This window comes from Ruegeria sp. H7 (assembly GCF_056532945.1).
On record NZ_JBQFNZ010000002.1, the window covers coordinates 155,950 to 178,756 of the forward strand.

The 22,807-nt window shown below is 59.9% G+C and carries 26 protein-coding genes; 15 read left to right on the top strand and 11 right to left on the bottom strand.

Annotated elements, in window-relative coordinates; translation table 11 throughout:
- The 9 genes from secD to ACR0AC_RS05805 all read left to right on the top strand — a co-directional run bounded on the left by secD (position 1) and on the right by ACR0AC_RS05805 (position 6,671).
- Positions 1 to 1,662 (top strand): protein translocase subunit SecD, encoded by a 1,662-nt coding sequence (secD, locus tag ACR0AC_RS05765; RefSeq protein ID WP_480872353.1) that lies wholly within the window; start codon positions 1 to 3, stop codon positions 1,660 to 1,662.
- 1 nt (position 1,663) lies between these two features.
- Positions 1,664 to 2,632 carry a protein translocase subunit SecF gene (gene secF, locus ACR0AC_RS05770; protein ID WP_170449797.1) on the top strand — a complete coding sequence of 323 codons (969 nt, stop codon included), beginning with the start codon at positions 1,664 to 1,666 and terminating at the stop codon, positions 2,630 to 2,632.
- Complete coding sequence (locus ACR0AC_RS05775) at positions 2,625 to 3,371, top strand: TSUP family transporter (RefSeq protein WP_480872355.1); 747 nt, start codon at positions 2,625 to 2,627, stop codon at positions 3,369 to 3,371. Before secF ends, ACR0AC_RS05775 begins: the two co-directional genes overlap by 8 nt.
- Positions 3,372 to 3,380: 9 nt before the next feature.
- Entirely contained in the window at positions 3,381 to 3,734 is a 354-nt protein-coding gene (locus tag ACR0AC_RS05780) for an Mth938-like domain-containing protein (protein WP_480872357.1), read from the top strand.
- 147 nt (positions 3,735 to 3,881) lie between these two features.
- Entirely contained in the window at positions 3,882 to 4,496 is a 615-nt protein-coding gene (gene ccmA, locus ACR0AC_RS05785) for a heme ABC exporter ATP-binding protein CcmA (RefSeq protein WP_480872359.1), read from the top strand.
- On the top strand, positions 4,493 to 5,149 hold the full coding sequence (ccmB, locus tag ACR0AC_RS05790) for a heme exporter protein CcmB (protein WP_170519486.1): 657 nt from the start codon (positions 4,493 to 4,495) through the stop codon (positions 5,147 to 5,149). The genes ccmA and ccmB overlap by 4 nt, the downstream gene beginning before the upstream one ends.
- Before the next feature lie 61 nt (positions 5,150 to 5,210).
- Positions 5,211 to 5,984 (top strand): heme ABC transporter permease, encoded by a 774-nt coding sequence (locus ACR0AC_RS05795; RefSeq protein WP_170449806.1) that lies wholly within the window; start codon positions 5,211 to 5,213, stop codon positions 5,982 to 5,984.
- Positions 5,981 to 6,139 carry a heme exporter protein CcmD gene (gene ccmD, locus ACR0AC_RS05800; protein WP_170449808.1) on the top strand — a complete coding sequence of 53 codons (159 nt, stop codon included), beginning with the start codon at positions 5,981 to 5,983 and terminating at the stop codon, positions 6,137 to 6,139. The genes ACR0AC_RS05795 and ccmD overlap by 4 nt, the downstream gene beginning before the upstream one ends.
- Positions 6,132 to 6,671 (top strand): DsbE family thiol:disulfide interchange protein, encoded by a 540-nt coding sequence (locus ACR0AC_RS05805; protein WP_170622006.1) that lies wholly within the window; start codon positions 6,132 to 6,134, stop codon positions 6,669 to 6,671. Before ccmD ends, ACR0AC_RS05805 begins: the two co-directional genes overlap by 8 nt.
- Positions 6,672 to 6,680: 9 nt before the next feature.
- Here ACR0AC_RS05805 and ACR0AC_RS05810 read toward each other — a convergent pair whose 3' ends face one another.
- Positions 6,681 to 7,382 carry an SDR family NAD(P)-dependent oxidoreductase gene (locus ACR0AC_RS05810; protein ID WP_480872361.1) on the bottom strand — a complete coding sequence of 234 codons (702 nt, stop codon included), beginning with the start codon at positions 7,380 to 7,382 and terminating at the stop codon, positions 6,681 to 6,683.
- A gap of 146 nt (positions 7,383 to 7,528) precedes the next feature.
- Entirely contained in the window at positions 7,529 to 10,219 is a 2,691-nt protein-coding gene (acnA, locus tag ACR0AC_RS05815; RefSeq protein WP_480872363.1) for an aconitate hydratase AcnA, read from the bottom strand.
- Between the two features lie 247 nt (positions 10,220 to 10,466).
- Between acnA and ACR0AC_RS05820 the strand changes: the two genes are divergently transcribed.
- On the top strand, positions 10,467 to 11,168 hold the full coding sequence (locus ACR0AC_RS05820) for a DUF1223 domain-containing protein (protein ID WP_480872364.1): 702 nt from the start codon (positions 10,467 to 10,469) through the stop codon (positions 11,166 to 11,168).
- Here the strand turns inward: ACR0AC_RS05820 and ACR0AC_RS05825 are convergent, their stop codons facing one another.
- The 5 genes from ACR0AC_RS05825 to purB all read right to left on the bottom strand — a co-directional run bounded on the left by ACR0AC_RS05825 (position 11,169) and on the right by purB (position 15,561).
- Complete coding sequence (locus tag ACR0AC_RS05825; RefSeq protein WP_170449818.1) at positions 11,169 to 12,092, bottom strand: lysophospholipid acyltransferase family protein; 924 nt, start codon at positions 12,090 to 12,092, stop codon at positions 11,169 to 11,171.
- A 95-nt stretch (positions 12,093 to 12,187) separates the two neighbouring features.
- Positions 12,188 to 13,279, bottom strand: coding sequence for a flagellar motor switch protein FliG (locus ACR0AC_RS05830; protein WP_480872367.1), 1,092 nt, complete (start codon positions 13,277 to 13,279; stop codon positions 12,188 to 12,190).
- A gap of 67 nt (positions 13,280 to 13,346) precedes the next feature.
- Entirely contained in the window at positions 13,347 to 13,886 is a 540-nt protein-coding gene (locus ACR0AC_RS05835; RefSeq protein WP_170449822.1) for a tetratricopeptide repeat protein, read from the bottom strand.
- Positions 13,887 to 13,990: 104 nt separating this feature from the next.
- Complete coding sequence (locus ACR0AC_RS05840; RefSeq protein ID WP_170449824.1) at positions 13,991 to 14,143, bottom strand: hypothetical protein; 153 nt, start codon at positions 14,141 to 14,143, stop codon at positions 13,991 to 13,993.
- 113 nt (positions 14,144 to 14,256) lie between these two features.
- Complete coding sequence (gene purB / locus ACR0AC_RS05845) at positions 14,257 to 15,561, bottom strand: adenylosuccinate lyase (RefSeq protein ID WP_170449825.1); 1,305 nt, start codon at positions 15,559 to 15,561, stop codon at positions 14,257 to 14,259.
- Positions 15,562 to 15,650: 89 nt separating this feature from the next.
- Here purB and ACR0AC_RS05850 point away from each other — a divergent pair, with 89 nt between their 5' ends.
- The 3 genes from ACR0AC_RS05850 (at position 15,651) to ACR0AC_RS05860 (ending at position 17,038) form a co-directional block, all read left to right on the top strand.
- A complete protein-coding gene (locus ACR0AC_RS05850; protein WP_480872369.1) occupies positions 15,651 to 15,992 on the top strand; it encodes a hypothetical protein in 342 nt (113 codons plus the stop codon).
- A gap of 108 nt (positions 15,993 to 16,100) precedes the next feature.
- On the top strand, positions 16,101 to 16,661 hold the full coding sequence (locus tag ACR0AC_RS05855) for a hypothetical protein (RefSeq protein WP_480872371.1): 561 nt from the start codon (positions 16,101 to 16,103) through the stop codon (positions 16,659 to 16,661).
- A gap of 11 nt (positions 16,662 to 16,672) precedes the next feature.
- A complete protein-coding gene (locus tag ACR0AC_RS05860) occupies positions 16,673 to 17,038 on the top strand; it encodes a hypothetical protein (protein WP_480872373.1) in 366 nt (121 codons plus the stop codon).
- 41 nt (positions 17,039 to 17,079) lie between these two features.
- On the opposite strand, the gene ACR0AC_RS05865 is transcribed toward ACR0AC_RS05860, so the two are convergent.
- Both ACR0AC_RS05865 and ACR0AC_RS05870 read right to left on the bottom strand, forming a co-directional pair.
- Positions 17,080 to 17,889 carry a glycosyl transferase gene (locus tag ACR0AC_RS05865; protein WP_480872842.1) on the bottom strand — a complete coding sequence of 270 codons (810 nt, stop codon included), beginning with the start codon at positions 17,887 to 17,889 and terminating at the stop codon, positions 17,080 to 17,082.
- Positions 17,890 to 17,939: 50 nt separating this feature from the next.
- A complete protein-coding gene (locus tag ACR0AC_RS05870) occupies positions 17,940 to 19,157 on the bottom strand; it encodes a bifunctional alpha/beta hydrolase/OsmC family protein (protein WP_170519452.1) in 1,218 nt (405 codons plus the stop codon).
- Positions 19,158 to 19,425: 268 nt separating this feature from the next.
- On the opposite strand from ACR0AC_RS05870, the gene ACR0AC_RS05875 reads away from it, so the two are divergent.
- Positions 19,426 to 19,620, top strand: a complete 195-nt coding sequence (locus ACR0AC_RS05875) for a hypothetical protein (RefSeq protein WP_480872375.1) — start codon at positions 19,426 to 19,428, stop codon at positions 19,618 to 19,620.
- A gap of 8 nt (positions 19,621 to 19,628) precedes the next feature.
- Here the strand turns inward: ACR0AC_RS05875 and dddP are convergent, their stop codons facing one another.
- Positions 19,629 to 20,972 (bottom strand): dimethylsulfonioproprionate lyase DddP, encoded by a 1,344-nt coding sequence (dddP, locus tag ACR0AC_RS05880; protein WP_170449840.1) that lies wholly within the window; start codon positions 20,970 to 20,972, stop codon positions 19,629 to 19,631.
- A 123-nt stretch (positions 20,973 to 21,095) separates the two neighbouring features.
- On the opposite strand from dddP, the gene ACR0AC_RS05885 reads away from it, so the two are divergent.
- A complete protein-coding gene (locus ACR0AC_RS05885; RefSeq protein WP_170449842.1) occupies positions 21,096 to 21,839 on the top strand; it encodes a heme-dependent oxidative N-demethylase family protein in 744 nt (247 codons plus the stop codon).
- Positions 21,840 to 21,874: 35 nt separating this feature from the next.
- Here ACR0AC_RS05885 and ACR0AC_RS05890 read toward each other — a convergent pair whose 3' ends face one another.
- Entirely contained in the window at positions 21,875 to 22,777 is a 903-nt protein-coding gene (locus ACR0AC_RS05890; RefSeq protein ID WP_480872377.1) for a hypothetical protein, read from the bottom strand.
- Positions 22,778 to 22,807 lie beyond the last annotated feature (30 nt).

The window sequence follows — 22,807 nt, forward strand, 5'->3', positions numbered from 1 at the left end:
ATGCTGCAAATTGATACCTGGAAGCGGGTTCTGATCTGGCTGGTCTGTGTGACCGGCCTGATCCTTGCCCTGCCGAATGCGTTTTACACGCGGGTCGAACAATCCAACGACGCCAAAGCCGCGATTGAGCTGGGCGCAAACACCCCCGAAAATCAGGCGCAAGCCGAAAAATGGCCCAACTGGCTGCCATCGTCCTTGGTCAATCTGGGCCTTGATCTGCGCGGCGGTGCCCATCTGCTGGCCGAGGTTAAGGTCGAGGATGTCTACGAATCCCGGATGGAGGGCATGTGGCCGGAAATCCGCGACGCCCTGCGGGACGAGCGGGCGACCGTTGGAACCATCCGCCGTCAGGACTCGGCCCCCGATCAGATTCGCGTCCGCATCAGCCATCCCGAGGGGATGCCCCGCGCGCTGGAGGTTGTGCGCGGTCTTGCCCGTCAGGTGCAAACCCTGACCGGGGTCGGCGCGACCGACATCGAAGCCTTCGCCGACGGGGACACGATTGTCGTGCAACTGTCCGAGGCTGAAAAACTGGCCTCAGATGACCGCACCGTGCGCCAATCGCTTGAGATTGTCCGCCGCCGGATTGACGAGGTCGGAACTCGCGAACCCACCATTCAGCGCCAGGGCGCGGATCGTATCCTGATCCAGGTGCCCGGCATCGGCAGCGCCGGTGAGTTAAAAGATATCATCGGAACGACGGCACAGCTGACCTTCAACCCTGTGGTCAATCGCGGCACCGACCCGGATGCGGTTGCTGGTATCGGTCAGGAAGTCGTGCCCTCAATCGACGAAAGCGGTGTTTACTACATCATCGAGTCCGCCCCGGTTGTAACGGGTGAGGAACTGGTGGACGCGCAGCCATCCTTCGATCAGAACGGCCGTCCGGCGGTCAGCTTCCGTTTCAACACATCCGGTGCGCGCAAATTCGGTGATTACACGCGCGACAATATCGGCGCGCCCTTTGCCATCGTGTTGGATGACGAGGTGATCTCGGCCCCTGTCATCCAAAGCCACATTCCGGGCGGGTCGGGTATCATCACCGGCAACTTCTCGGTCGAGGAAAGCACCAATCTGGCCATCCTGCTGCGGGCAGGGGCCTTGCCCGCCGAGCTGATCTTTCTGGAAGAACGCACCATCGGCCCTGAACTGGGCCAAGACAGCATCGACGCCGGTAAAGTCGCCACAATCGTGGCCTTCGCCGCGGTGCTGGTCTTCATGGCGCTCAGCTACGGGCTGTTCGGTATCTTTGCCAATATCGCTCTGATCATCAACGTCGGTCTGCTGTTCGGCTTGCTGTCCCTGATCGGGGCCACTCTGACCCTGCCGGGCATCGCCGGGATCGTGTTGACCGTGGGTATGGCAGTGGATGCCAACGTTCTGATCTTTGAACGCATCCGCGAGGAACTGAAATCCGCCAAAGGCCCGGCCCGCGCCATCGAGCTTGGCTATGAAAAGGCGCTGTCGGCCATTCTGGACGCCAACGTCACCACATTCATCACTGCGACCATCCTGTTTGCCATGGGCAGCGGTCCGGTGCGGGGCTTCGCTATTACGCTTGGGCTGGGTATCATCACCTCGGTCTTCACTGCGATCTTCGTGACGCGCCTGATGGTGGTCATGTGGTTCGAACGCCGCCGTCCGAAAATGATCGAGGTTTGACATGAGACTGAAACTCGTACCCCAGGAAACCTCGTTCGATTTCTTCAGCCGGTGGAAAGTCTGGCTGGGCATCTCGGGCTTGATGATGGTGATCGCCTTTGTTTCATTCCTGTTGCAAGGTCTGAATTTCGGCATCGATTTCCGGGGCGGCACCACGATCCGCACCGAAAGCGCTCAGCCGATTGACGTGGGCACCTACCGCGACGCCATCGCGCCGCTGGAATTGGGCGATGTCACGATCACCGAGATTTTCGACCCGACATTCGGGCCGGACGAAAACGTCGCCATGATCCGCATTCAGGCGCAGGCCGATGCCGAAGCGGTTGAAGCTTCGACCATCACAGCGGTTGAAAGCGCGTTGCAAACTGTGATCCCCGACATCCAATTTGTCTCGGTTGAATCGGTCGGCCCGAAAGTGTCCGGCGAACTGATCCAGACGGCGGTCATCGCCGTGGCCTTGGCCATCGGCGCCGTACTTGTCTATATCTGGCTTCGGTTCGAATGGCAGTTTGCCTTGGGCGCGGTGGCCGCACTTGTGCATGACGTGATCCTGACCATCGGCATCTTCTCAGAGCTGCAAATCCGCTTCGATCTGGCCATCATCGCAGCACTTCTGACCATCGTTGGCTACTCGCTGAACGACACCGTGGTTGTGTTCGACCGGGTGAGGGAGAACCTTCGCAAGTACAAGAAGAAAGACCTCAAGGAAGTTCTGAACATCTCGATCAACGAAACGCTCAGCCGGACGGTGATGACCTCGGTCACAACCCTGCTGGCGCTGATCTCGCTTTATGTTTTGGGCGGCGACGTGATCCGGGGGTTTGTGTTTGCGATGATCTGGGGCGTGATCGTGGGGACCTATTCGTCGGTCTTTGTGGCCTCGACCATCCTGCTGTGGCTGGGGGTCAAGCGTGACTGGTCCAAGCCGTCGAACACCGCCGGCAATCAGTTTGCCAACATAGATGCCTGAGGTATTCGGCCAGTCCCCGCAGGGTCTGGCCGTTATCTTTTTTGCAGCGTTTCTGGGCGGGGTCGTGCGCGGCTTTTCGGGATTCGGAACCGCTTTGGTCTTCCTGCCCATCGCCACGCCTTGTCTGGGCCCATTCGGCGCTCTGATCGGTCTGACCATCATGGATATCTTCGGCCCCTTGCCGAACCTGCGCCGGGCTTGGGGGGCGGTGAACAAGGGCGATCTGGCACGTTTGGTGATCGGTTGCGCCGCGATACTGCCGGTCGGTCTGTGGGTGCTAACGCAAGTCGACCCCGAAGTGTTTCGCTACGCGGTCAGCGGCCTTGCCCTGATCATGCTCGCCATCCTGATCCTGGGCCTGCGCTATCACGGGCAGATCAGCCGCACGATGGTCACGGGTATCGGTGGGGCGGCGGGGTTTTTGGGCGGAGTCGCCGGTTTGCCCGGACCAGCCGTCATCCTATTCTACATGTCACGCCCGCTGCCTGTCGAAGTGATCCGGGCAACCATCCTGCTTTTCCTGTTTGCCTTTGACTTCCTGCTACTGGGCTATCTCGCCGGCATGGGGCAGGTGACGCTGGCCGCCGCGGGACTGGGGTTTGCGCTGGCCGTGCCAAACCTGTTGGGCAACTTGCTGGGGGCCTGGTTGTTCCGACCCGACCGCGAACACCTCTACCGTGCCGCCGCCTATCTGGCGATTGCGCTGGCGGCCTTGTCCGGCCTGCCACTTTGGGGATAAACATCCCCCATGCGATTGAATGAGATCACCTATACCAACGCCCAACCCATCGACGGCTACGGACCGGGCTTTTTTCGTATCGGAGGGCAGGTCCATAACGGCGGCGTCCTGACTGGCGCAACCGGTACCCAATCGTGGGAGGGGTATGCCGACTCCGAACCCCTGCTTAACCTTTCGGGCGCAATAGATGTACTGTTGTTCGGCACCGGAGCCGAACTGACACATATCCCCACAGATTTGCGCAATGCCTTGGAAAATGCGGGTATCGGGATCGAGATCATGAACTCCCCAGCCGCTTGCCGCACCTATAACGTCCTGCTGTCAGAAGGTCGCCGCATCGCGCTGGCCCTGATCCCCGTGTAACCGGATCCCCCTTCATCTGGCCAAAAATATCCCGGAGAGCGCGAGAGGCTGGCCTCTCGCTCCCGCAATCACCAATATGCGCCGACATCGCCACCCTGCGGCAAATCCCGCCTTTTGCCTGCGTCCCCAATCGGATAAGCGGGTCACATGACGTTAACCGTAACCGATCTGACCATCACCCGAGGCGGCATTCCAGTGCTGGAGGGGCTGAGCTTCACGCTCCAACCCGGTCAGGCCCTGATCCTGCGCGGGCCGAACGGGATCGGCAAGACAACCCTTTTGCGTACGCTGGCCGGGTTGCAGCCCCCATTGGCCGGTCAGATAGACGGTGCCGAAGATCAGATCGCTTACGCCTCGCATTCCGACGGGTTGAAACCAACGTTGACAGTGACTGAAAACCTCAGCTTCTGGGCCTCGGTTTTTGGGACCCAGCAGATCCAGCCCGCCCTGGACGCCTTTGCGCTGAATGAGCTTTCTGACCGTCACGCTGGCAACCTTTCCGCCGGGCAAAAGCGGCGATTGGGGCTGGCGCGGATGCTGGTCACGGGGCGGCCGATCTGGATGCTGGACGAACCCACCGTTTCGCTGGACAAAAACGCCGTGCAGATGTTCGCAGATGCGGTGCGCGCGCATCTGGGGCAGGGTGGCTCGGCCCTGATTGCCACCCATATCGATCTGGGCCTTGATGGCGAGGTCCTGGACGTAGGCCCCAACAAAGCCAAACCCGCCCCTATCGACGACTTTGACGGAGGTTTCCTGTGATCGCCCTGTTGCTGCGTGATCTGAAACTGGCCTTCCGGGCGGGCGGCGGCTTTGGTCTGGGGCTGGCCTTCTTCCTGATCGTAACGGTTCTGGTGCCCTTTGCGGTCGGCCCGCAATCGTCGCTGCTGTCTACGATCGCGCCGGGTGTCCTGTGGCTCGGTGCGCTTCTGGCCTGCCTGCTGTCGCTCGACCGCCTGTTGGCGCTGGATTGGGAGGACGGCTCGCTGGACTTGCTGGCGACCGCGCCGCTACCGCTTGAAGCGGTTGTCTCGATCAAGGCGCTGGCCCATTGGATCACCACCGGCCTGCCGCTGGTCCTTGCTGCACCCTTCCTGGGTGTACTGTTGAACCTGCCGATTCCGGGCTTTTTCTGGCTGGTGATCTCGCTGTTGCTGGGCACCCCGGCCATGAGCGTCATTGGCACCTTCGGCGCAGCGCTCACCGTCGGCCTGAAACGGGGCGGGTTGCTGTTGTCCTTGCTGGTCCTGCCGCTTTACGTCCCAACCCTGATTTTCGGCGCTGAGGTCGCCCGCCGTGGCGCCATCGGGATGGAGACACAGACACCGCTTCTGATGCTGGCCGGGATCACTGCAGCAACCATCGCCCTGCTGCCCTTTGCCAGCGCAGCGGTGCTGCGGATCAATCTGCGGTGAAGCGCCACATCTTTGACCGAGGTCAATTGAGAAAACCTCCGATTCAGACTAAATAACGGCCATGACAATCGCAGCCAAAGCCAACGCCCTCTGGGAATATGCCAACCCGCGCAAGTTCCTTGCCACCAGTGAACGTGTCCTGCCGTTTTTCTGGATCACTTCGGCAGTGTTTATCGTGGTTGGGCTGGTCTGGGGCTTTTTCTTCACGCCGGACGATTACAAGCAGGGATCGACCGTCAAGATCATCTACCTGCACGTCCCGTCGGCGCTGATGGCGATCAATTGCTGGTTGATGATGCTGGTCACCTCGCTGGTCTGGCTGGTGCGCCGCCACCATGTCAGTGCACTGGCCGCGCGGGCCGCCGCCCCGATCGGCATCGTCATGACGCTGATCGCGCTGGCAACCGGGGCGATCTGGGGCCAGCCGATGTGGGGGACATGGTGGGCCTGGGATCCGCGCCTGACCTCGTTCCTGATCCTGTTCCTGTTCTACCTCGGCTACGTCGCCTTGTGGGAGGCGATTGAAGACCCCGACACCGCTGCCGACCTGACCTCGGTCCTGTGTCTGGTGGGGTCGGTCTTTGCGATCCTCAGCCGCTATGCGGTGAACTTCTGGAATCAGGGCCTGCATCAGGGCGCGTCCGTCATGCGGGCGGGTGCTGTCACCGGCACCGATACCGAAGAGAAGGTCAGCAATATCTTCTTCTATCCGCTGCTGGCGTGCATCATCGGCTTTGTGTTGCTGTTCATCGCGCTGGTGCTGTATCGCACCGGCACGGAAATCCGGGCACGGCGGATCAAGGCATTGCTTGCACGGGAAAGGGTGGGCGGATGATCCCTGATCTTGGAAAATACGCGGACGCGGTCCTGTCGTCTTACGCAGCCTCGATTGCACTGCTGGTCGCACTGGTTGTCTTCAGCATTCTGCGCGGACGCAAGGTGCGGGCCGAGATGGAAAAGATCGAACAAAGGGTAACTCGGAATGGCTAAAATCTCGCCCCTGATGCTCGCGCCGCCCCTGATTTTCGGGGCTTTCGCGGTTCTGGCCGGGATCGGCATGTTCCGCGAGGATCCAAACGCGCTGCCCTCTGCGCGCGAGGGGCAGCCTGCGCCCCCGGTCGTGCTGACCGAGTTTCCCGGCAAGGCCCTGTTCGACGACACGACCCTAAGGGATGGTGAGGTCAAGCTGGTCAACTATTGGGCCAGCTGGTGCGCCCCATGCCGGGCCGAGCACCCGAATCTTGAGGCGCTGTCGGACGAAGGCATCCCGGTCTATGGCATCAACTACAAGGACAAGTTGGACAATGCCGAGGGTTTCCTGACCGAGTTGGGTGATCCATACGAAGCCATCGGCCGCGACGAGCAGGGACGCATGGCGCTGGATTGGGGCCTATACGGCGTGCCGGAAACCTATGTGATTGACGGTGAGGGTATGGTCATTCTGCGCTTTGCCGGGCCGATCACTCAGCGCGTGATCGAAAGCACAATCCGCCCTGCTTTGGAAAAGGCGGCGGGCGGATAACCCCTTTGCCTAAAGCCTGTAGCCCCCGGTAACCGCCAAGGTCTCACCGGTGATGAATGCAGCGTCATCCGATGCGAGGAACCGAACGGCCTTTGCAATGTCTTCCGGTCCTCCCACGCGCCCAATGGCTGTGTCTTTCACAAACAGGGCTGTCAGATCATCGGGCCGCGGGGCCTCGGGGATGTTGATGGCCCCCGGTGCGACTGCGTTCACCCGGATACCTTCGGGCCCAAGCTCTTTCGCCATGCCGCGGGTCCACAGGTTCAGCGCAGCCTTGCTTGCCCCATAGGTTACCGCGTCTTTCGGCGGCAAAACGGCGTTCATCGAAGATATGCTGACAATCGCCGCACCCGGTTTCAGATGCGGCAACGCGGCCGTCAACAAGGCTGCGGGCACAAGCAGGTTCAAATCCTGAATGGCGCGGTGGTCGTCGCGATTGAACACCTCTTTTGGGGTCGATTTCACCGCCCCCGCGTTGTTTACGATCACATCCAGGCGGCCAAACCTGTCGATGACCTGCTGGATTACCGCCTCGGGCTGCCCGTCCTGCGTCAGATCGGATTGAATGGACAGAGTCCCGTCACTCAAATGCGTATGCGTCGGATCGGTCGAAAACCACGTGAATGCGATGTGATTGTCGCGGCTCAACTCCTCGACAATCGCGCGCCCAATGCCGCGCGCGCCTCCGGTTATCAATGCCACCCTGTTCATCGCGACCTCCCCGGCGCAGCAAACCCGGTCTCTTGCGCCAATTCAACTTCTTCTGTTCAAAAATACCTCGGAGCGCGAGGCAGAGCCTCGCAAAAAACAAAGGACGCCCGAAGGCGTCCTTTCTGATCAAATCCAAAGGCGCGGCTTTATCCCGCCTTCGCCAGATTCCGCAGCACATACTGCAGCACGCCGCCGTTTTCGATATATTCAATCTCGGGCGCGGTATCGATCCGGCATTTCAGAGTGATGGTCTTCTCGGTTCCATCCCCATAAACGATAGTGCAAGGCACCTCCTGCAGGGGTTCAACCGTGTCCAACCCATGGATCGAGACGGTTTCATCCCCCTTCAGACCCAGCGACTTGCGCGTGTCGCCGCCTGTGAATTCCAGCGGGATCACACCCATCCCCACAAGGTTCGAGCGGTGAATGCGCTCAAAGCTTTCGGCGATCACCGCCTTGACGCCCAGCAACGCCGTGCCCTTGGCCGCCCAGTCGCGGGACGAGCCCGCGCCATATTGTTCGCCACCAAACACGACCAACGGGGTTCCGTTCGCCTGATGCGCCATCGACGCCTCGTAGACTGAGGTCTGCTGACCGTCCGGCCCGACGGTGTAGCCGCCCTCTACGCCGTCCAGCATCTCATTCTTGACGCGGATATTGGCGAAGGTGCCACGCATCATGACCTCGTGGTTGCCACGGCGGGACCCGTATGAGTTGAACTCGCGCGGCTGAACCTGGCGGTCGGTCAGGTATTTGCCAGCCGGTGTGGTCGTCGCAAATGATCCGGCGGGTGAGATGTGGTCGGTGGTGATCATGTCGCCCAGGATCAGCAGAACCTTGGCACCTTCAATGTTCGAGATCGTGCCCGGCTCGGGACTCATGCCCTGGAAATAGGGCGGGTTCTGGATGTAGGTCGAGCTCGGTGGCCAGTCATAGGTTTCCTGTTGCGGAACCTCGACGCTCTGCCATTTCTCGTCGCCCTTGAACACGTCCGCATATTTGGTCTGGAACGCCTCGCGGGTCACGGTTGCCTCGACCAGTTCGGCGATTTCGCTTTGGCTGGGCCAGATGTCTTTCATGTAGACGTCGTTGCCATCCTTGTCCTGACCGATCGGCTCCGAGGTCAGGTCGATATCCAGTGTGCCCGCCAGTGCGTAGACCACGACCAGCGGCGGTGAGGCCAGATAGTTGGCGCGCACGTCCGGGCTGATACGACCTTCGAAGTTGCGGTTGCCCGACAGAACCGAGGTGGCAACCAGATCGCCCTCGGCAATCGCCTCGGACAGTTCTTTCTGGATCGGACCAGAGTTGCCGATACAGGTGGTACAGCCATAGCCAACAAGGTTGAAGCCGATCTTGTCCAGATCATCCTGCAGGCCAGCGGCCTCAAGATAGGCGGACACAACCTGCGATCCCGGTGCCAGCGAGGTCTTGACCCACGGCTTGCGGTTCAAACCCAGCGCGGCGGCTTTTCGCGCCACCAGACCTGCGCCGATCATCACATAAGGGTTTGAGGTGTTGGTGCAGGAGGTGATCGAGGCGATCACGACCTTGCCCGATTCCATGGTGTAGTCTTCGCCTTTGACGGGGACCTCTTTGCCCATGGGGCGCTTGAAGGTCTCGGCCATCTCGTGTGCAAAGGCGGCCTTGGCGTCGGTCAGCGCGACATAATCCTGCGGCCGTTTCGGCCCTGAAATCGCCGGGACAATGGTGCCCATGTCCAGCGACAGGGTGTCGGTGTAGATGGGCGCATAGTCCGCCCCGCGCCAGAATCCGTTTTCCTTGGCATAGGCCTCGACCAGTGCGATCCGGTCCTCACCGCGGCCCGTATTGCGCATGTAGCGCAGGGTTTCGCCGTCGATGGGGAAGAAGCCACAGGTCGCGCCGTATTCCGGTGCCATGTTTGCAATGGTCGCGCGGTCGGCCAGCGGCAGGCGGTCCAGTCCGCTGCCGTAGAACTCGACAAATTTGCCCACGACGCCTTTCTCGCGCAGCATTTCCACGACCTTCAGCACCAAATCGGTGCCGGTGGTGCCTTCGACCATCGCGCCGGTCAGCTCAAAGCCCACAACCTCGGGGATCAGCATCGAGATCGGCTGACCCAGCATCGCGGCCTCGGCCTCGATCCCACCAACGCCCCAGCCCAGAACGGCCATGCCGTTGACCATGGTCGTGTGGCTGTCGGTGCCGACCAGCGTGTCGGGATAGGCGACCTCATCGCCGTTCTGGTCAGTGTCGGTCCAGACGGTCTGGGCCAGATATTCCAGGTTCACCTGATGGCAGATGCCGGTGCCGGGGGGGACAACGCGGAAATTGTTGAATGCGTTCTGACCCCATTTCAGGAACTGATAGCGTTCCATATTGCGCTCGTATTCGCGATCCACATTCATCTGGAAGGCGCGGGGGTTGCCGAACTCGTCAATCATGACCGAGTGGTCGATGACCAGATCGACCGGGTTCAGCGGGTTGATCTTTTGTGCGTCGCCCCCCAGCCCCTTGATGCCATCGCGCATCGCTGCCAGATCGACCACCGCCGGAACGCCGGTGAAATCCTGCATCAGCACGCGGGCAGGGCGGTAGGCGATCTCGCGCGGGTTCTTGCCGCCATTCGCGCCCCATTCGCCGAAGGCCTTGATGTCCTCGACCGAGACGGAAAAGCCGTCATCCTCGAACCGCAGCATGTTTTCCAACACGACTTTCAGCGCGGCGGGAAGCCTGGAAAAATCACCCAGCCCGGCCTCTTGCGCCGCGGGGATTGAATAATACGAGATGGTTTTGCCATTCACGCTCAGGCTGCGGCGCGTTTTGGCGGTGTCCTGTCCGACTTTGATGGGCATCTGTTGGCCTCCCTCTCAAACAACTTGGAATTCAGGGTCGCTGCATTTTATCTGCATCACTCGGGCCACCGGTTCAAGAAGGATCGGCTCGGTAAGTGCAAATTTTGTATACCATTGCACACATTTTGGTGGAAATCCTTGCAACCGGTCTCAAGAAACCTTGATTGGAGGGTGATGAGCAAAGGGTTTAAACCATTACCACACCTTATCGAATCCAGAGAATAAAGCTATTAGCCCGAGGCCAGACATGATCCGAACTGCCGCCATTGCCACTGCATTTTCCCTTTTTGCGCTTGTTCCCGTTGTGGCCAAAAGCGATCCGGTGGTGATCGAGCTGTTTACCTCGCAAGGCTGTTCGTCCTGCCCGCCAGCCGACGACATCATGCACGAATTGGCCAAACGCGACGATGTTATTGGTCTGGCCCTGCATGTGGATTACTGGGACTATATCGGCTGGAAAGACGAATATGCCGACCCCAGCCACACTGACCGGCAGCGCGCCTATGCACGGCAAGGCGGACGGACGATGATCTACACGCCACAGATGGTGGTAAACGGACAGCAGGACGTGGTCGGGGCACAAGCCCGCCAGCTTGATCAGCTGATCAATGCGCATCTGACGGCGGCCCCGCAAGCTTCGGTTCAGGCGCAGCGGGATGGCGGTGCCGTGATTGTTGAGGTCTCACCCGTCGAGCTGCCCGAGGGGCAGGTCTATGACGTCCGAGTGGTCCAATATTCGCCGTTGCGCCATGCCTCGATCCGCCGGGGAGAGTTGGCGGGGCATGAACTGGATTATGCCAATGTGGTCGAATCCTGGCAGATCGCCGGGCAGTGGGACGGTGTTGCGCCGCAAAGCTACACGGCGGAACTGGAGTCAGACCTGCCTGCGGTCGTGCTGGTGCAGCAAGCCGGGCACGGACCTATTGTTGCCGCGACCAAGGTCAAATGATCAGGGCATTTCCTCGGGGCTGACGCCCAGCCCGTTCCAGTGTTTCCACCGGCGATGGATCCAGAACCATTGGCCCATGTGCTGACGAACCATCTTTTCCAGGTCGTTATTGGTGAACTGCGTCATTTCCTTGGGGTCGGTGTGCGGAACCGGCTCATGCAGAACGATTTCAAAGTCGATTCCGTTGGGTTGACGCACCGCGTAAACCGGGATCAGGACCGCTTTGTATTTCATCGCAAGTTCGGCGTTCAGAACTGAGGTGATCGCGGGTTTGCCGAAGAATTGCAGCTGTTCGCCGCCTTGAACATGCAGGTCTGATACGATCGCGATAATGCCACCACTTTTCAGCGACCGCACCATTTCCACCATGCCGCGCCGACCCTGCTCGAACATGGGTGAGCCGGTTTTGTAGAAGGCTTTGACGTAATCGTCGTTGAAATAGGGGTTTGCCATTCGACGATAAAGGCATCCGATTGGCTTGCCGCACCGGGCCTGAAGCGCGACGCGCGCCGCCAGGTAGTGACCGAAATGAGCGGTGATCATCATCACCGGACGGCCCTCGGCAATCGCGGTATCAAGCGCTGCGATCCCGGCTCCACTGATCTTGGCGGTCTTCTGACGCGCCATGAAGCCTTCGGGCGAAAAATGCTCCATGATCGCGCGCCCGGCATTGTCCGACACATCGCCCGAGATCTTGCGAATCTCGGCCTCGGACAGGTCCGGGCAGGTCAGGTTCAGGTTGCGGCGCACGCGTCTGCGAAATCCAACCACCGGGGCAAGGCCACGCACGATGGCACCCATTGTCGCGATGCGCCGTTCATACGGCAGCAGGCGCATGGTGCCGATGACCCCCTTCAGGAACAGATTGGCGACATAGTATTTTGCAAGCTCAGTCTGGCTGAGCTCTGACTTTTCGACAGGCATGAAGGCGTCTCACCGCATATTGCGCGTTTCCCGATCAGACATACAGACCGGGGCTGGCAACCTCAAGCATCCTCATGGATCTGCGGCGACCCAATCTACGCGTCCTCTTCCTCGGCTTCGATCAGGGTGAGCGTGCCTGCATCCACCAGATTGCGAATGGCACCGACGATCTGTGTCATCGCCTCCTCGGCTTCGGCTTGTTTGACGCGGCCGCGTTCGCCCATTTCTTCGCGTAGGTTATCGGCCATACGGGATGAGATGTTCGAAAGGACATATTCCACCGACGCCTTGTCGTCATCCGCCGCAGCACCTGCCAGGGCGGTGATCAGAACGGGTTGATCTACCTCGCGCAGGATGGCCGGAATGTCGCGGGCGGCGATACGGGTCGTGATATGGGCGAAGGTGAATATGGACTGGCGCACGACGCTAGCGAAATCTGCATCCTCTTCGTCCAGCGCGGTCAGCAACCCGTCGCGTGTTGAGGCCGCCGATTGGTTGAGAATCGCCCCGACCCGCGCGCCGGGCCCGTCGCTGAAGGCCTGGGCCGGACGTTGATCCAGTTGCGAGGCCAGCGACCAGCCAATCCGTTCGACCGCTTCGGGGGTGACATTGGCGGTTTTAGAGATGGCATAGGTGATCCGTCGGGCCACAGGTCCGGGTAAATGACCCAGCAATTGCGCCGCCTGCGCTGTATCGAGCTTGGAGACCATGACCGCCGCAATCTCGGTGCTTTCGGCTTGCGCCATTTGGGCAAGGTCTTCGGTTGGAATTTCGCGCAACCTTTGCCACGGATCACCGATCTGGCGCACGCCAGCCACTTTGCGCAACCGGGCCGCCGTGGCGGGCGCGATCTTGCCGTTGATCGCGTCCAGAGCCCCAGCCAAACCATGCGGGAAGGACAATCCGATATTGTCCAGCGCATCGCCAAATTCACGCGCGACGGCATCCAGTGTAACGCGATCCACCAACCCCATCTGACCCAATTGATGGGTCAGCTTTTCCTGCAAATCGTCAGGCAGGTCTTCCAGCGGTATATCCGCTCCTTCATTCAACAAAAGCCGCACAACAACCGCGGCCTTTTGTAGAGAGCTGAGCGATCGGGGAACAACCCTTGGGGCGTCGTTACCGTCACCGGCGGGGGCGGCCGCCCCCGGTGCCAATTGTATCAGCGCGTTCGTATCCTGCATCTGCCTGCCGAGCGAAAATCAAGTCCACAGGCAGATTAGCGAGAATCGGGTAAAGAAAGGCTGAAGCCTAATAGCTATATGTCAGCCCGGTGCGGATTGCGTCGCGCAACGAGGCTTCGGCCCAGGTGCCTTCGCCACCACGGGCCTTGATCTCGCGCCATTGTTCGATGGCCAGATCGGTGCGGCCTTCCGAGACAAAGCCCTGACCCATATAGCTGCGCGCCAAAATGTTGTCGGGGTTTGCAGTGATCGCATCCTGATAGAACGCATTGGCCAGCGCCAGTTCGCCCATCTTGCGGTAGGTAAAGCCCCAATAGGTCAGAACACGGTCATCGCCTTGATCCATCACGCGCAGAATGTCCTGCGCATGTTCATACTGCCCGTCATAGGCCAGCTCGCGCACCGCGTCATACAACTGATCTTGGGTGAAATTGGTTTTGTTCGGCTTCACACAGCGGCCCGCAGCCTCGTCATACACACGGCCAAACAGGCATTTCTTCGTCGTGTTTGTCGGTTTCGGCGGGCTGCTGTCGCCGCCTGCGGCATGAACAATGGGGGCAAAGGCAAATGCCTGAAATGCAATCGCGGATGCTAGGACTAGGCGCATAATTTAACTCCGTTCTCGGGTCTGCTAATTGAAATCATAGTGCGATCTTCAAAAAAGCTAACACCGGACGGGTCGCATTTATTCACAAACAGGAAAGAAAACTCTTAGCTGTTTATGATTTTTGTGCAGCTTTGCGATTCCTGATCCCAAACGGCGCCATCGGCGCAGGATTGGGTCTGCTTGGAATGGCCGGTGCAGGCAAGGCTGGCCGAGGCAAAGCAGACAAGGGCGATCGAGCAAAGAACGGTTCGGATCATGATCAGTTCCTTTTGCAGAGATGTCCCGTGAAGAGTAACCGATTCTTGCTGAATCGCAAAAAAGCCCGGCCTGCTGCTGTGGCAGACCGGGCTGTTTCATGGCTTACGATGATTTATTCGCCAAAAACACGCTCGAAAATCGTGTCGACATGCTTGGTGTGATAGCCGAGGTCGAATTTTTCTTCGATCTCTTCGGGGCTCAGCGCGGCGGTGACGTCGGCATCTGCCAGCAGCTCTTGCTTGAAATCGGTCCGGTGTTCCCAGACTTTCAACGCGTTGCGCTGCACCATGGCATAGGCGTCCTCGCGGCTGACGCCAGCTTGGGTCAGGGCCAGCAGAACGCGTTGGCTCATCACCAGACCGGGGAACTTGTTCATGTTCTCCAGCATGTTCTCGGGGAAGATCAGCATCTTGTCGATTACGCCGGTCAGACGGGCCAGGGCAAAGTCCAGCGTGATTGTGGCGTCGGGCCCGATCATGCGTTCGACCGAGGAATGCGAGATGTCGCGTTCATGCCAAAGCGCCACGTTTTCCATCGCCGGGATCACAGCCGCGCGCACCATTCGGGCCAGACCGGTCAGGTTCTCGGTCAGAACCGGGTTTTTCTTATGCGGCATCGCCGACGAGCCCTTTTGACCCATCGAGAAGAACTCGGCGCCTTCCAGCACCTCGGTCCGCTGCATGTGGCGGATTTCGATGGCGATGTTTTCGATGCTGCTGGCGATCACGCCAAGGGTTGCAAAGAAGGCCGCGTGGCGGTCGCGGGGGATAACTTGGGTGCTGATCGGTTCGGGCACCAGACCAAGTTGGTCGCAGACGTGTTCCTCGACGCGCGGGTCAATGTTGGCGAATGTGCCAACCGCACCGCTAATTGCGCCGGTTGCGATTTCCGCACGGGCGTCGCGCATGCGGGACAGGTTGCGGTCCATCTCGGCGTAGAAACGGGCAAAGGTCAGGCCCATGGTGGTCGGCTCGGCGTGGATACCGTGGCTGCGGCCGATGCGGACGGTGTTCTTGTGTTCAATCGCGCGGCGTTTGAGCGCGGCCAGCAGACCCTCAAGATCGGCGATCAGCAGATCGGCGGCGCGGGTCAGCTGCACATTCAGGCAGGTGTCCAGCACGTCGGAACTGGTCATGCCCTGATGCACAAAGCGGGCTTCTTCACTGCCAACATGCTCGGCCAGATGGGTCAGGAAGGCGATGACGTCGTGCTTGGTGACGGCTTCGATCTCGTCGATGCGGGCGACGTCGAATTCCACGTCCTTGGCTTTCCACACGGCCTCGGCATTCTCACGCGGGATCACGCCCAGATCGGCCATGGCGTCGCAGGCATGGGCCTCGATCTCGTACCAGATGCGGAACTTGCTTTCGGGCGACCAGATGGCGACCATATCGGGGCGGGAATAACGTGGAATCATAAGCAGCGGCACCTTATTGTGTTTGGGCAGGAGGCGATGCGGCGGGGTTTAAACCCGCACCATCAAAGGAACAAGGTTTGAGTGCGGATATGAGACGGTTTGCCCTGATTTTAGCGATCTGGCCCGGCTTTCTGGCGGCTGAAGAGTTTCAGACCCTGTCCGGCGAGGGAATTCTGGCGGCGCTGACCGAGCAGAAGCTGGATTACGGGGATGGCGTCTGGCAGACCTTCGAGCCCTCGATGCTGACCCAATATTTCGCGGGCGGCCCAAGTGAGGGGCGCTGGGCTGTGCGGGGGGACCGGTATTGCTCGCTCTGGCCGCAATCGGATCTGTGGGCGTGTTATGATGTTCAGCAAAAGGGTCAGACAATCCGCTTTGTCGATGACGTCGGCGACACCACAGACGGTGTCCTTGTTGAGCGGGGGAACTGAGGCCAACGCGTTCCGCGTGGAATTTCCCTTGTTGCGCAAGGCAATGCTGGACAAAGCAAGCGCGCCCGGTTCAATCTGCCGTCAGTGAAACCATCAGGTTATTGAGATATGCGTATTTTTCTAGCGTCAACACTTGCGGCCTGCACGGTCCTGTGGGCGGCAGGGGTGACACCTGTCCGGGCTGAGACCCCTGTGACTTATACGGACGAGGGGCGGGCCTTGTTCCGATTCTCGGTGCCGGATTTCTGGGTCCTGCGCACTGGTGGGGCGCGCGACATAGAAGACACCGAGTTAGGGGATGCCCGCGCCGTGGCGCGTGTCATGGGCATTCGACCGGTCACCGACGACGCGGTCTGGATGGGGTTCGTGTCCCCGGCGGGTGTTGCGAATATTCGAGACGGGGAGCGGTATCTTGAAGACATCGACAAGTTCCTTGTCAGTGACCCGACCGTCACCAGCACTGATGATACCCGTATCGGAGGTCTGCCCGCCCGCGTGTACCGTGGCACCGGCAACCGCGATGGTCGCGGGGTCAATTTTACAGCAACCCTGATCGACCTGCCGCGCAACCGGGTGGCCGTCGTGGTGGCGATCCTGCGCGATGGGGCTGACCCGGCGTATGTGGATGACCTGAACGCCGTTTTCGCGTCGTTCCGGTCGCTGCAATGACGGAGGCCGGCATGACACGTAAACTGATCAAACGTTCTGTTCTGGCGCTGGGCCTTGGGGTTGCGGGGCTGACCCTGTCTGCCTGCGATGGCGTATCGGTCGGCGTTGGTTATGGCTACGGGTATGACCCGTTTTATGACTCGATGCTGTGGAATGACTATTACCACGACGTCGATGTCGATATCGATGTGAACCGGCCGGACCGGCCCAGACCTCCGGACGGCAAACCACCCAATCGACCGAAGCCCCCGGCGGGCAAGCCACCTGCGCGTCCGAAGCCGCCAATTGCCAAGCCGCCGTCGCGTCCGCGTCCTCCGGTTGCAAGACCACCTGCGGCGCGGCCTCCGATCCATCGGCCTGCGCCGCGGAGACGCTGATTGGCGATCTGTTCCGTGCCCGGCACACAGCCGGGCCGGGCTTAGCTTTGTTCTGCCTGATCCCAAATCCGCTCGACCCAGGTTGCTGGTCGTACAAATTGGCGGATTCCCCGAAGCTTGTGCTTTGATCTGAGCGCGCGCCAGATGTGTTGGCCGGGCGGCAGGTGCGGAACCTCGGCGTGGTACTGACCTTTGATCGCATCGGGCGGGTTGAGCGATCCGGCAAAGATCACGACGCGTGCGTCCTTGGGGGCGCGCGTGTCCAGAAAGTAGTTCAGCGGGAACTTGGGAATACACTCGATCCGGAAATGACGGACCCAGCCGGACGGCCAGAACCTTATCCCGTTTGGCGCGTTCTTTGTGACAAAATGCTGTTCAAACCGATACGTATCCGCCACGCCCTGAGGGTCGGCGGCAAAGATATCCTGCAGCGGGGCAAGCGCGCCGACCGGCATACGGTAGATCGACGTTTGCCCCAGACGGCTGAGGGGTTTGGCCACGTTGCGTGCAAGGATAACGTCGTCCGGGTCGCCGAACTCGAAGAACGGATCCAGCGAGCCGGTGATCGCGACGTCCAGATCCAGAAACAGGAATGGACCCTTCAGATCGGCCAGCTGTGCGGCCCACAGTCTGGATTTCGGCCATTGGCCAATCGTTCGCTGCGGCATGAAGCCGGGCATCTCGGGCAGGTCATAGCATTCGACACCGGGATCGACACCGTCGCGCGAATCCGTGAAGGCCACAAACCGGAAAGGCGGCGTCGTTCTGGCACAGACCATCCGATAAAGGCGGTTGATATAGGGGGCACCGTAGAGCGTGCCCCAGTTTATGTACACGATCTGTTTTTCCATGGCCGCGTGGGTAGCAGCCACGCGAAACAGTTCCGTGACAGGATTTCAGGTCACGCGTCCAGCAGGATCGTGGTCACAACGGACGAGCCTTCCAGCGTGCGGTGCACGGGGCATTTATCCGCAATCTCCAGAAGGCGCGCGCGTTGGTCGGGGGTCAGGGGACCTTCCAGCCGTATCTTGCGCTTGAACTGATCAATCTTGCCCTCGTTCGCCAGCCCCGCATCCTGCGCGTGGACCTTGTCGTGGCAGACATCGACGGTGATGCCGGTCAGCGGCCAACGTTTGCGTCGCGCATACATGCGAATGGTCATCGAGGTACACGCCCCAAGACCCGAGGAGACAAACCCGTAAGGCGACATGCCACGATCCGTGCCGCCATATGACACCGGCTCGTCCGCCACGACGTGATGGCGCGGCCCCGATTGAATGTCCTGCAAGAAACCATTGGGGTCCGACTCGGTCACTCGAATGACGCCTTCGGGCGCGCCCGGCGGTGGGGCAGGCGGGCAAAGCGAGACATAGCGCGACACCCAGGCTGCGATCACATCGGCCGCATATTCGGCATCTGCGGCGCGGGTGATCAGGTGGTCGGCATCGTCAAGGGTGACAAAGCTTTTGGGGTGTTTGGCCGCAAGAAAGATTGTGCTGGCATTGTCGATGCTGACCGTTTCATCCATCGGCGCGTGCAGGATCAGCAATGCGGCTTTCAGATCAGCAACCGATGGGGTCAGTGCTGCTTCGGCAATATCATCGACAAAGGCCTTGCCAATGCGGAACGGACGCCCGCCCAGCGAAACCTCGGCGCTGCCGTCCTGTTGGATCTGCGGCAGGGCATCTTCGAAATGGTGCGAGACGTGGCTGGGATCGGCCGGGGCCCCAAGGGTCACAACCGCCTTGACCGAAGGGATGCCCGCACGGGCGCGCAAAACCGCAGCACCGCCGAGCGAGTGACCGATCAACAGGGCAGGGGCCATATTCCGGCCCGCAAGATACTGAGCCGCCGCAATCAGGTCTTCGACATTCGAGGTGAAGGTGGTGTTTGCGAATTCGCCTTCCGAGTGGCCCAGACCCGTAAAGTCGAACCGCAAGACCGCGATGCCCATTGCCGCCAGCCGGGCCGAGATGCGGCGCGCGGCTGGAATGTCCTTGGAACAGGTAAAGCAATGCGCGAACAGGGCGGTTGCCAGCACCGGACCGTCGGGCAGGTCCAGTCGTGCTGCAAGTTGACCGCCGTCATGTCCGGCAAAAGTGATGCGTTCCGTGGGCATTTCGGCTCCTTCGGTTTGGGGGGATGCCTGCAATACTGTGGTGAAGCAAAGCCAGTCTCAAGGGATATGTCAAAGGCGTAACGGTAAGGTGAGGACTTGGCGGACAGGTGCACAGGACCTGTGCACTTGCGCAGGTAAGCGGTGTTGCGGCGTCCAATTGAATGACCAAACATCACAATTGGTGATGTTGTGTCGATTAAATATTCATTTTCATAATTCAACTGCCTCCCCCATCTTCACGGTATCCACACCATCGCCGGAGGAAAGCATGACACATATTACAGCAACCCCGCAGTCGCCCGGTATCGGGGCAGGCACATTGGTTACTCTTGTTCTGGTTGGCGCATTGGGTTTTGCGCTGGGACAGTCCTGGCCACTGGGCGAATTCGCAAGCCACCCGCAATTGACGCAGCCGATTGAAGACTGGCACGGCAATGTGCGTCGTTCATATTGGTCAGAGTGAGGGCATCCTCACTCTGACCCCATAAGCCGCCCATCAAACGGGTATTTGGTCAGGTTTTCATAGCCGTCCTCGGTTATCAGTACCTGATCTTCCAGCTTGATCGAGAAATCTCCGCCCACTTCGCCAACAGCGGCTTCGACACAGAGCACCATGCCGGGTTCCAATGGATAGTCATAGGCCCCGGTAACCGCCTTGTCGGGATAGGCAACCAACGGCCATTCGTCACACAATCCCACACCATGCATCAGGCAGCCGTATTTCTGCGCCTGAAACTTGTCGTCCAACCTGTGAGAGTTGGCCGTCAGTTCAGGGATCATCACACCGGGTTTCAGCATTTCCATATTGGTCATGATGTGTTCATGCGCGTGCTGCATGGCATAGATCATATCGGCGCGGGGTTTCTGGTCGCCGATCCACCATGTGCGTGAAATATCGATGCAAATCCCGTACGAACCGATCAAGTCCGTGTCGAAGGCAATGATTTCATTCTGCTGCGTAATACGGGGGCCGCATTCCTGAAACCACGGGTTGGTGCGCTGGCCCGAGGCCAAAAGGCGGGTTTCGATCCACTCACCCCCGCGCCGGATGTTTTCGGCATGCAGAACGGCCCAGATGTCATCTTCCGAGGTTTTGCCGTCGCCGACATTGGCACGGGCGAATTTTTCCATCTCGGCCACGGCGGTCTCGCAGGCATGGCTGGCGCAGCGCATGGCCAGAATCTCGTCCGGGCCTTTGATGGCGCGGGTCTTTTCGGTCAGTTCCTCGCCTTCCATGATTTCGAACCCCTGCGCCTCAAGCGCGCGCAGCCCGTGCAACATGATCTTGTCGACCGCCAGACGCTTGTTTCCGCCGCCATGTGCGTCGATCAGCACGCGCACCTCGTTCGAGAACACGTCCGCTGCGATATCCACCTTGTCGCCCCGGTCGAAATAGAACAGATCCGCGCCTGACCGCTGTTCGCGCACCAACGGGTTGAACGTCGATAGGAAGGGTGAGTTCTTATAGTCCCAGATCACCATATACCCGTCGGCGCATAGCAGCACAGCCCGGAACGGGTTGTGGGTGTTCCACAGCTGCATGTTGGTGCTGTCAGTGGCGTAGCGGATGTTCAGCGGGTCGAAGATCAACAGTCCACCGTATCCGCGATCGACAATCGCCTGCGTTAGGCGCTTCCAGCGGTATTCGCGCATCCGTTCAAGGTTCGGTAGCTGCAACCCGGCCGCAGCCCATTCGTCAAAGGACAGTTGCGTCGGTCCGATCTCGATCCGGTTGTTGTCGTTGGGTGTTCCGTCGCCCAGTGTTTCCCCTCGGGTCGGGTCGATTTTGCGGGTATCCCGGTAGTGTTGATTCACGTCACGCCTCCCTGACATGGGGTCGAGTGTGTTGAGGCCCTGATCCGTCGTCGCAGAAGATTGCGACCGTCTGCGGGTCGTTTTTTGACCGACATTGCATGGATTCGGTGGTAGCTGGGTCTCATGACTATCATTTTGCAGGAAAAAATCCCGTATGACCCGCGCAACGCCCGTGCGCTGCCCGGTGTGCAGCCTGCGTCGCTGGACGCGTGGCTGCATCAGGATGATGCCTTTGCCGCGCAGATGAGCCATCGGGCGACCCTGTTGAAAGAACTGCGCGATCAGGTGCTGGCACTGGACCAAGGTGCCGAACCTGCGGCGCAAGAGCTTTTGGAGCTGGTTCTGGCGCAGGTCTATCCTGATGCTACGGACAGCGTGCGCCGACCTGACGGCGTGTCGGTTGACATCGATAGGACCCGGCCACTGGATACGCTGTGCCATCTGGTTCAAGAGGATTTCTGTATCCTGCAAAAGCAAGCCGAACAGCATGTTCTGACAGGCGCGATCCTGTGTTTTCCGGCCAGTTGGCGTTTGAGTGAAAAATTCATGCGCCCGCTGGTAGATATTCATGTGCCGGTCGCCAGCTACGACGACAATATCGCCCGGCGCGTGCAGCGATTGTTCGATGGGATTCAACCAGATCGCCCGCTTTGGCGCTTCAATGCGCTGTGGTACGAGGACCCGGAGCTTTTTCAACCCCGCAGTGCCAGCGAACCGCGGGAAAAACCAAAAGCGGGGACCACCTCATACCTGCGAAGCGAGCGTCAGACTTTGATGCGGCTGCCCAAGACTGGCGCGGTCGTCTTCTCGATCCACACCTATGTTTTGGCCGCGCACAGCCTGGCAGAAATGGAAAACCCCGCCTGACGGCGGGGCCTCCAAGGAGGGTTCTTGTAATTCGGTTACATGCCCAAAGCGGTGGCAACGTCGGCAAAAGCGTTGCTGGCATTCAGGGCGACAATGGCAAAGGTGAAGACCAGAACCTGAGTGTTCAGTCTGAAATCCTCACCCCGGATCAGGTTAACCGCCGCCATGGACAGCGCAATCGGGGTGGAGACACTGGCGATCACGCCTGTCATGCACCAGCTGCTGAGCCGCAGAATGTCGCTTGGCCGCTCGTCTTCCTCAGCGGTTTCGCTGGGCAGGGTTTCTGTTGGGGTTTGGGGTTCGTCCGTGCGAAACGCGATGCTGAGCAGTTGTTCGTCTGACAGCTGGATCGGACGGGCCGCAGGTTTGGCTGCTTCGATAGGATCTTGCGGTTCTGGGATGTCCAGACCTGCAAACTGACCGGTCACAGATTGAAAGATCTGTTTTCGGTTTCTGGGTTTGCTGGGGGCCAGCGTGTCAAAGGCGCTCATGAACTGTTCGACGGTCAGTACCGTGTGCGGTGACAGCCATTCCACCCGCCGGGTCGAGCAGATATCGACCATGCGATACAGAATGACGACCAGCATAAGTTCCGAGATCTCGGGATCGTCCAGCAGCGGCGACACCGGAGTAACCGTCAGGACCAACCGGTTCTGAGGGTTGGACACAACGGGCCGGGCGAGCGTCCGCAGGCCAGCCGCGCGATCCATACGTTCGTAACGTGTGTCGGTATCAGCCGCTTCGGTATCCAGCGTCAGGCGTACCATATACTGGTTTGAGACAACGCTTGCCTCGGTCCGTGACAACAGCGCTTTGCGTTCGACCAAATGGCCGTAATCCTCAAGCGTCGTGGCGACAATTGTGCCAAACCGCTCGATCGCGCCGTCTGTGTCGCCATCGAATTGCAGGCCGCCATGGTAGCTGTGCTTCCGAGCCACTGGAGTGTTCCTTTGCCGCTTATTGTCTAA

Excerpts from the sequence above, each read along its gene's own strand:
- ACR0AC_RS05840 (WP_170449824.1), bottom strand. The coding sequence starts at position 14,143 with ATGATCCGAACCGTTCTTTGCTCGATCGCCCTTGTCTGCTTTGCCTCG.
- ACR0AC_RS05780 (WP_480872357.1), top strand. The coding sequence starts at position 3,381 with ATGCGATTGAATGAGATCACCTATACCAACGCCCAACCCATCGACGGC.
- ACR0AC_RS05860 (WP_480872373.1), top strand. The coding sequence starts at position 16,673 with ATGACACGTAAACTGATCAAACGTTCTGTTCTGGCGCTGGGCCTTGGG.
- ACR0AC_RS05775 (WP_480872355.1), top strand. The coding sequence starts at position 2,625 with ATGCCTGAGGTATTCGGCCAGTCCCCGCAGGGTCTGGCCGTTATCTTT.
- ACR0AC_RS05810 (WP_480872361.1), bottom strand. The coding sequence starts at position 7,382 with ATGAACAGGGTGGCATTGATAACCGGAGGCGCGCGCGGCATTGGGCGC.
- ACR0AC_RS05795 (WP_170449806.1), top strand. The coding sequence starts at position 5,211 with ATGACAATCGCAGCCAAAGCCAACGCCCTCTGGGAATATGCCAACCCG.
- ACR0AC_RS05850 (WP_480872369.1), top strand. The coding sequence starts at position 15,651 with ATGAGACGGTTTGCCCTGATTTTAGCGATCTGGCCCGGCTTTCTGGCG.
- ACR0AC_RS05825 (WP_170449818.1), bottom strand. The coding sequence starts at position 12,092 with ATGCCTGTCGAAAAGTCAGAGCTCAGCCAGACTGAGCTTGCAAAATAC.
- ACR0AC_RS05830 (WP_480872367.1), bottom strand. The coding sequence starts at position 13,279 with ATGCAGGATACGAACGCGCTGATACAATTGGCACCGGGGGCGGCCGCC.
- ACR0AC_RS05835 (WP_170449822.1), bottom strand. The coding sequence starts at position 13,886 with ATGCGCCTAGTCCTAGCATCCGCGATTGCATTTCAGGCATTTGCCTTT.
- ccmA (WP_480872359.1), top strand. The coding sequence starts at position 3,882 with ATGACGTTAACCGTAACCGATCTGACCATCACCCGAGGCGGCATTCCA.
- ACR0AC_RS05870 (WP_170519452.1), bottom strand. The coding sequence starts at position 19,157 with ATGCCCACGGAACGCATCACTTTTGCCGGACATGACGGCGGTCAACTT.
- ACR0AC_RS05805 (WP_170622006.1), top strand. The coding sequence starts at position 6,132 with ATGGCTAAAATCTCGCCCCTGATGCTCGCGCCGCCCCTGATTTTCGGG.
- secD (WP_480872353.1), top strand. The coding sequence starts at position 1 with ATGCTGCAAATTGATACCTGGAAGCGGGTTCTGATCTGGCTGGTCTGT.
- acnA (WP_480872363.1), bottom strand. The coding sequence starts at position 10,219 with ATGCCCATCAAAGTCGGACAGGACACCGCCAAAACGCGCCGCAGCCTG.
- purB (WP_170449825.1), bottom strand. The coding sequence starts at position 15,561 with ATGATTCCACGTTATTCCCGCCCCGATATGGTCGCCATCTGGTCGCCC.
- ACR0AC_RS05855 (WP_480872371.1), top strand. The coding sequence starts at position 16,101 with ATGCGTATTTTTCTAGCGTCAACACTTGCGGCCTGCACGGTCCTGTGG.
- secF (WP_170449797.1), top strand. The coding sequence starts at position 1,664 with ATGAGACTGAAACTCGTACCCCAGGAAACCTCGTTCGATTTCTTCAGC.
- ccmD (WP_170449808.1), top strand. The coding sequence starts at position 5,981 with ATGATCCCTGATCTTGGAAAATACGCGGACGCGGTCCTGTCGTCTTAC.
- ACR0AC_RS05885 (WP_170449842.1), top strand. The coding sequence starts at position 21,096 with ATGACTATCATTTTGCAGGAAAAAATCCCGTATGACCCGCGCAACGCC.
- ACR0AC_RS05820 (WP_480872364.1), top strand. The coding sequence starts at position 10,467 with ATGATCCGAACTGCCGCCATTGCCACTGCATTTTCCCTTTTTGCGCTT.
- ACR0AC_RS05865 (WP_480872842.1), bottom strand. The coding sequence starts at position 17,889 with ATGGAAAAACAGATCGTGTACATAAACTGGGGCACGCTCTACGGTGCC.
- ACR0AC_RS05875 (WP_480872375.1), top strand. The coding sequence starts at position 19,426 with ATGACACATATTACAGCAACCCCGCAGTCGCCCGGTATCGGGGCAGGC.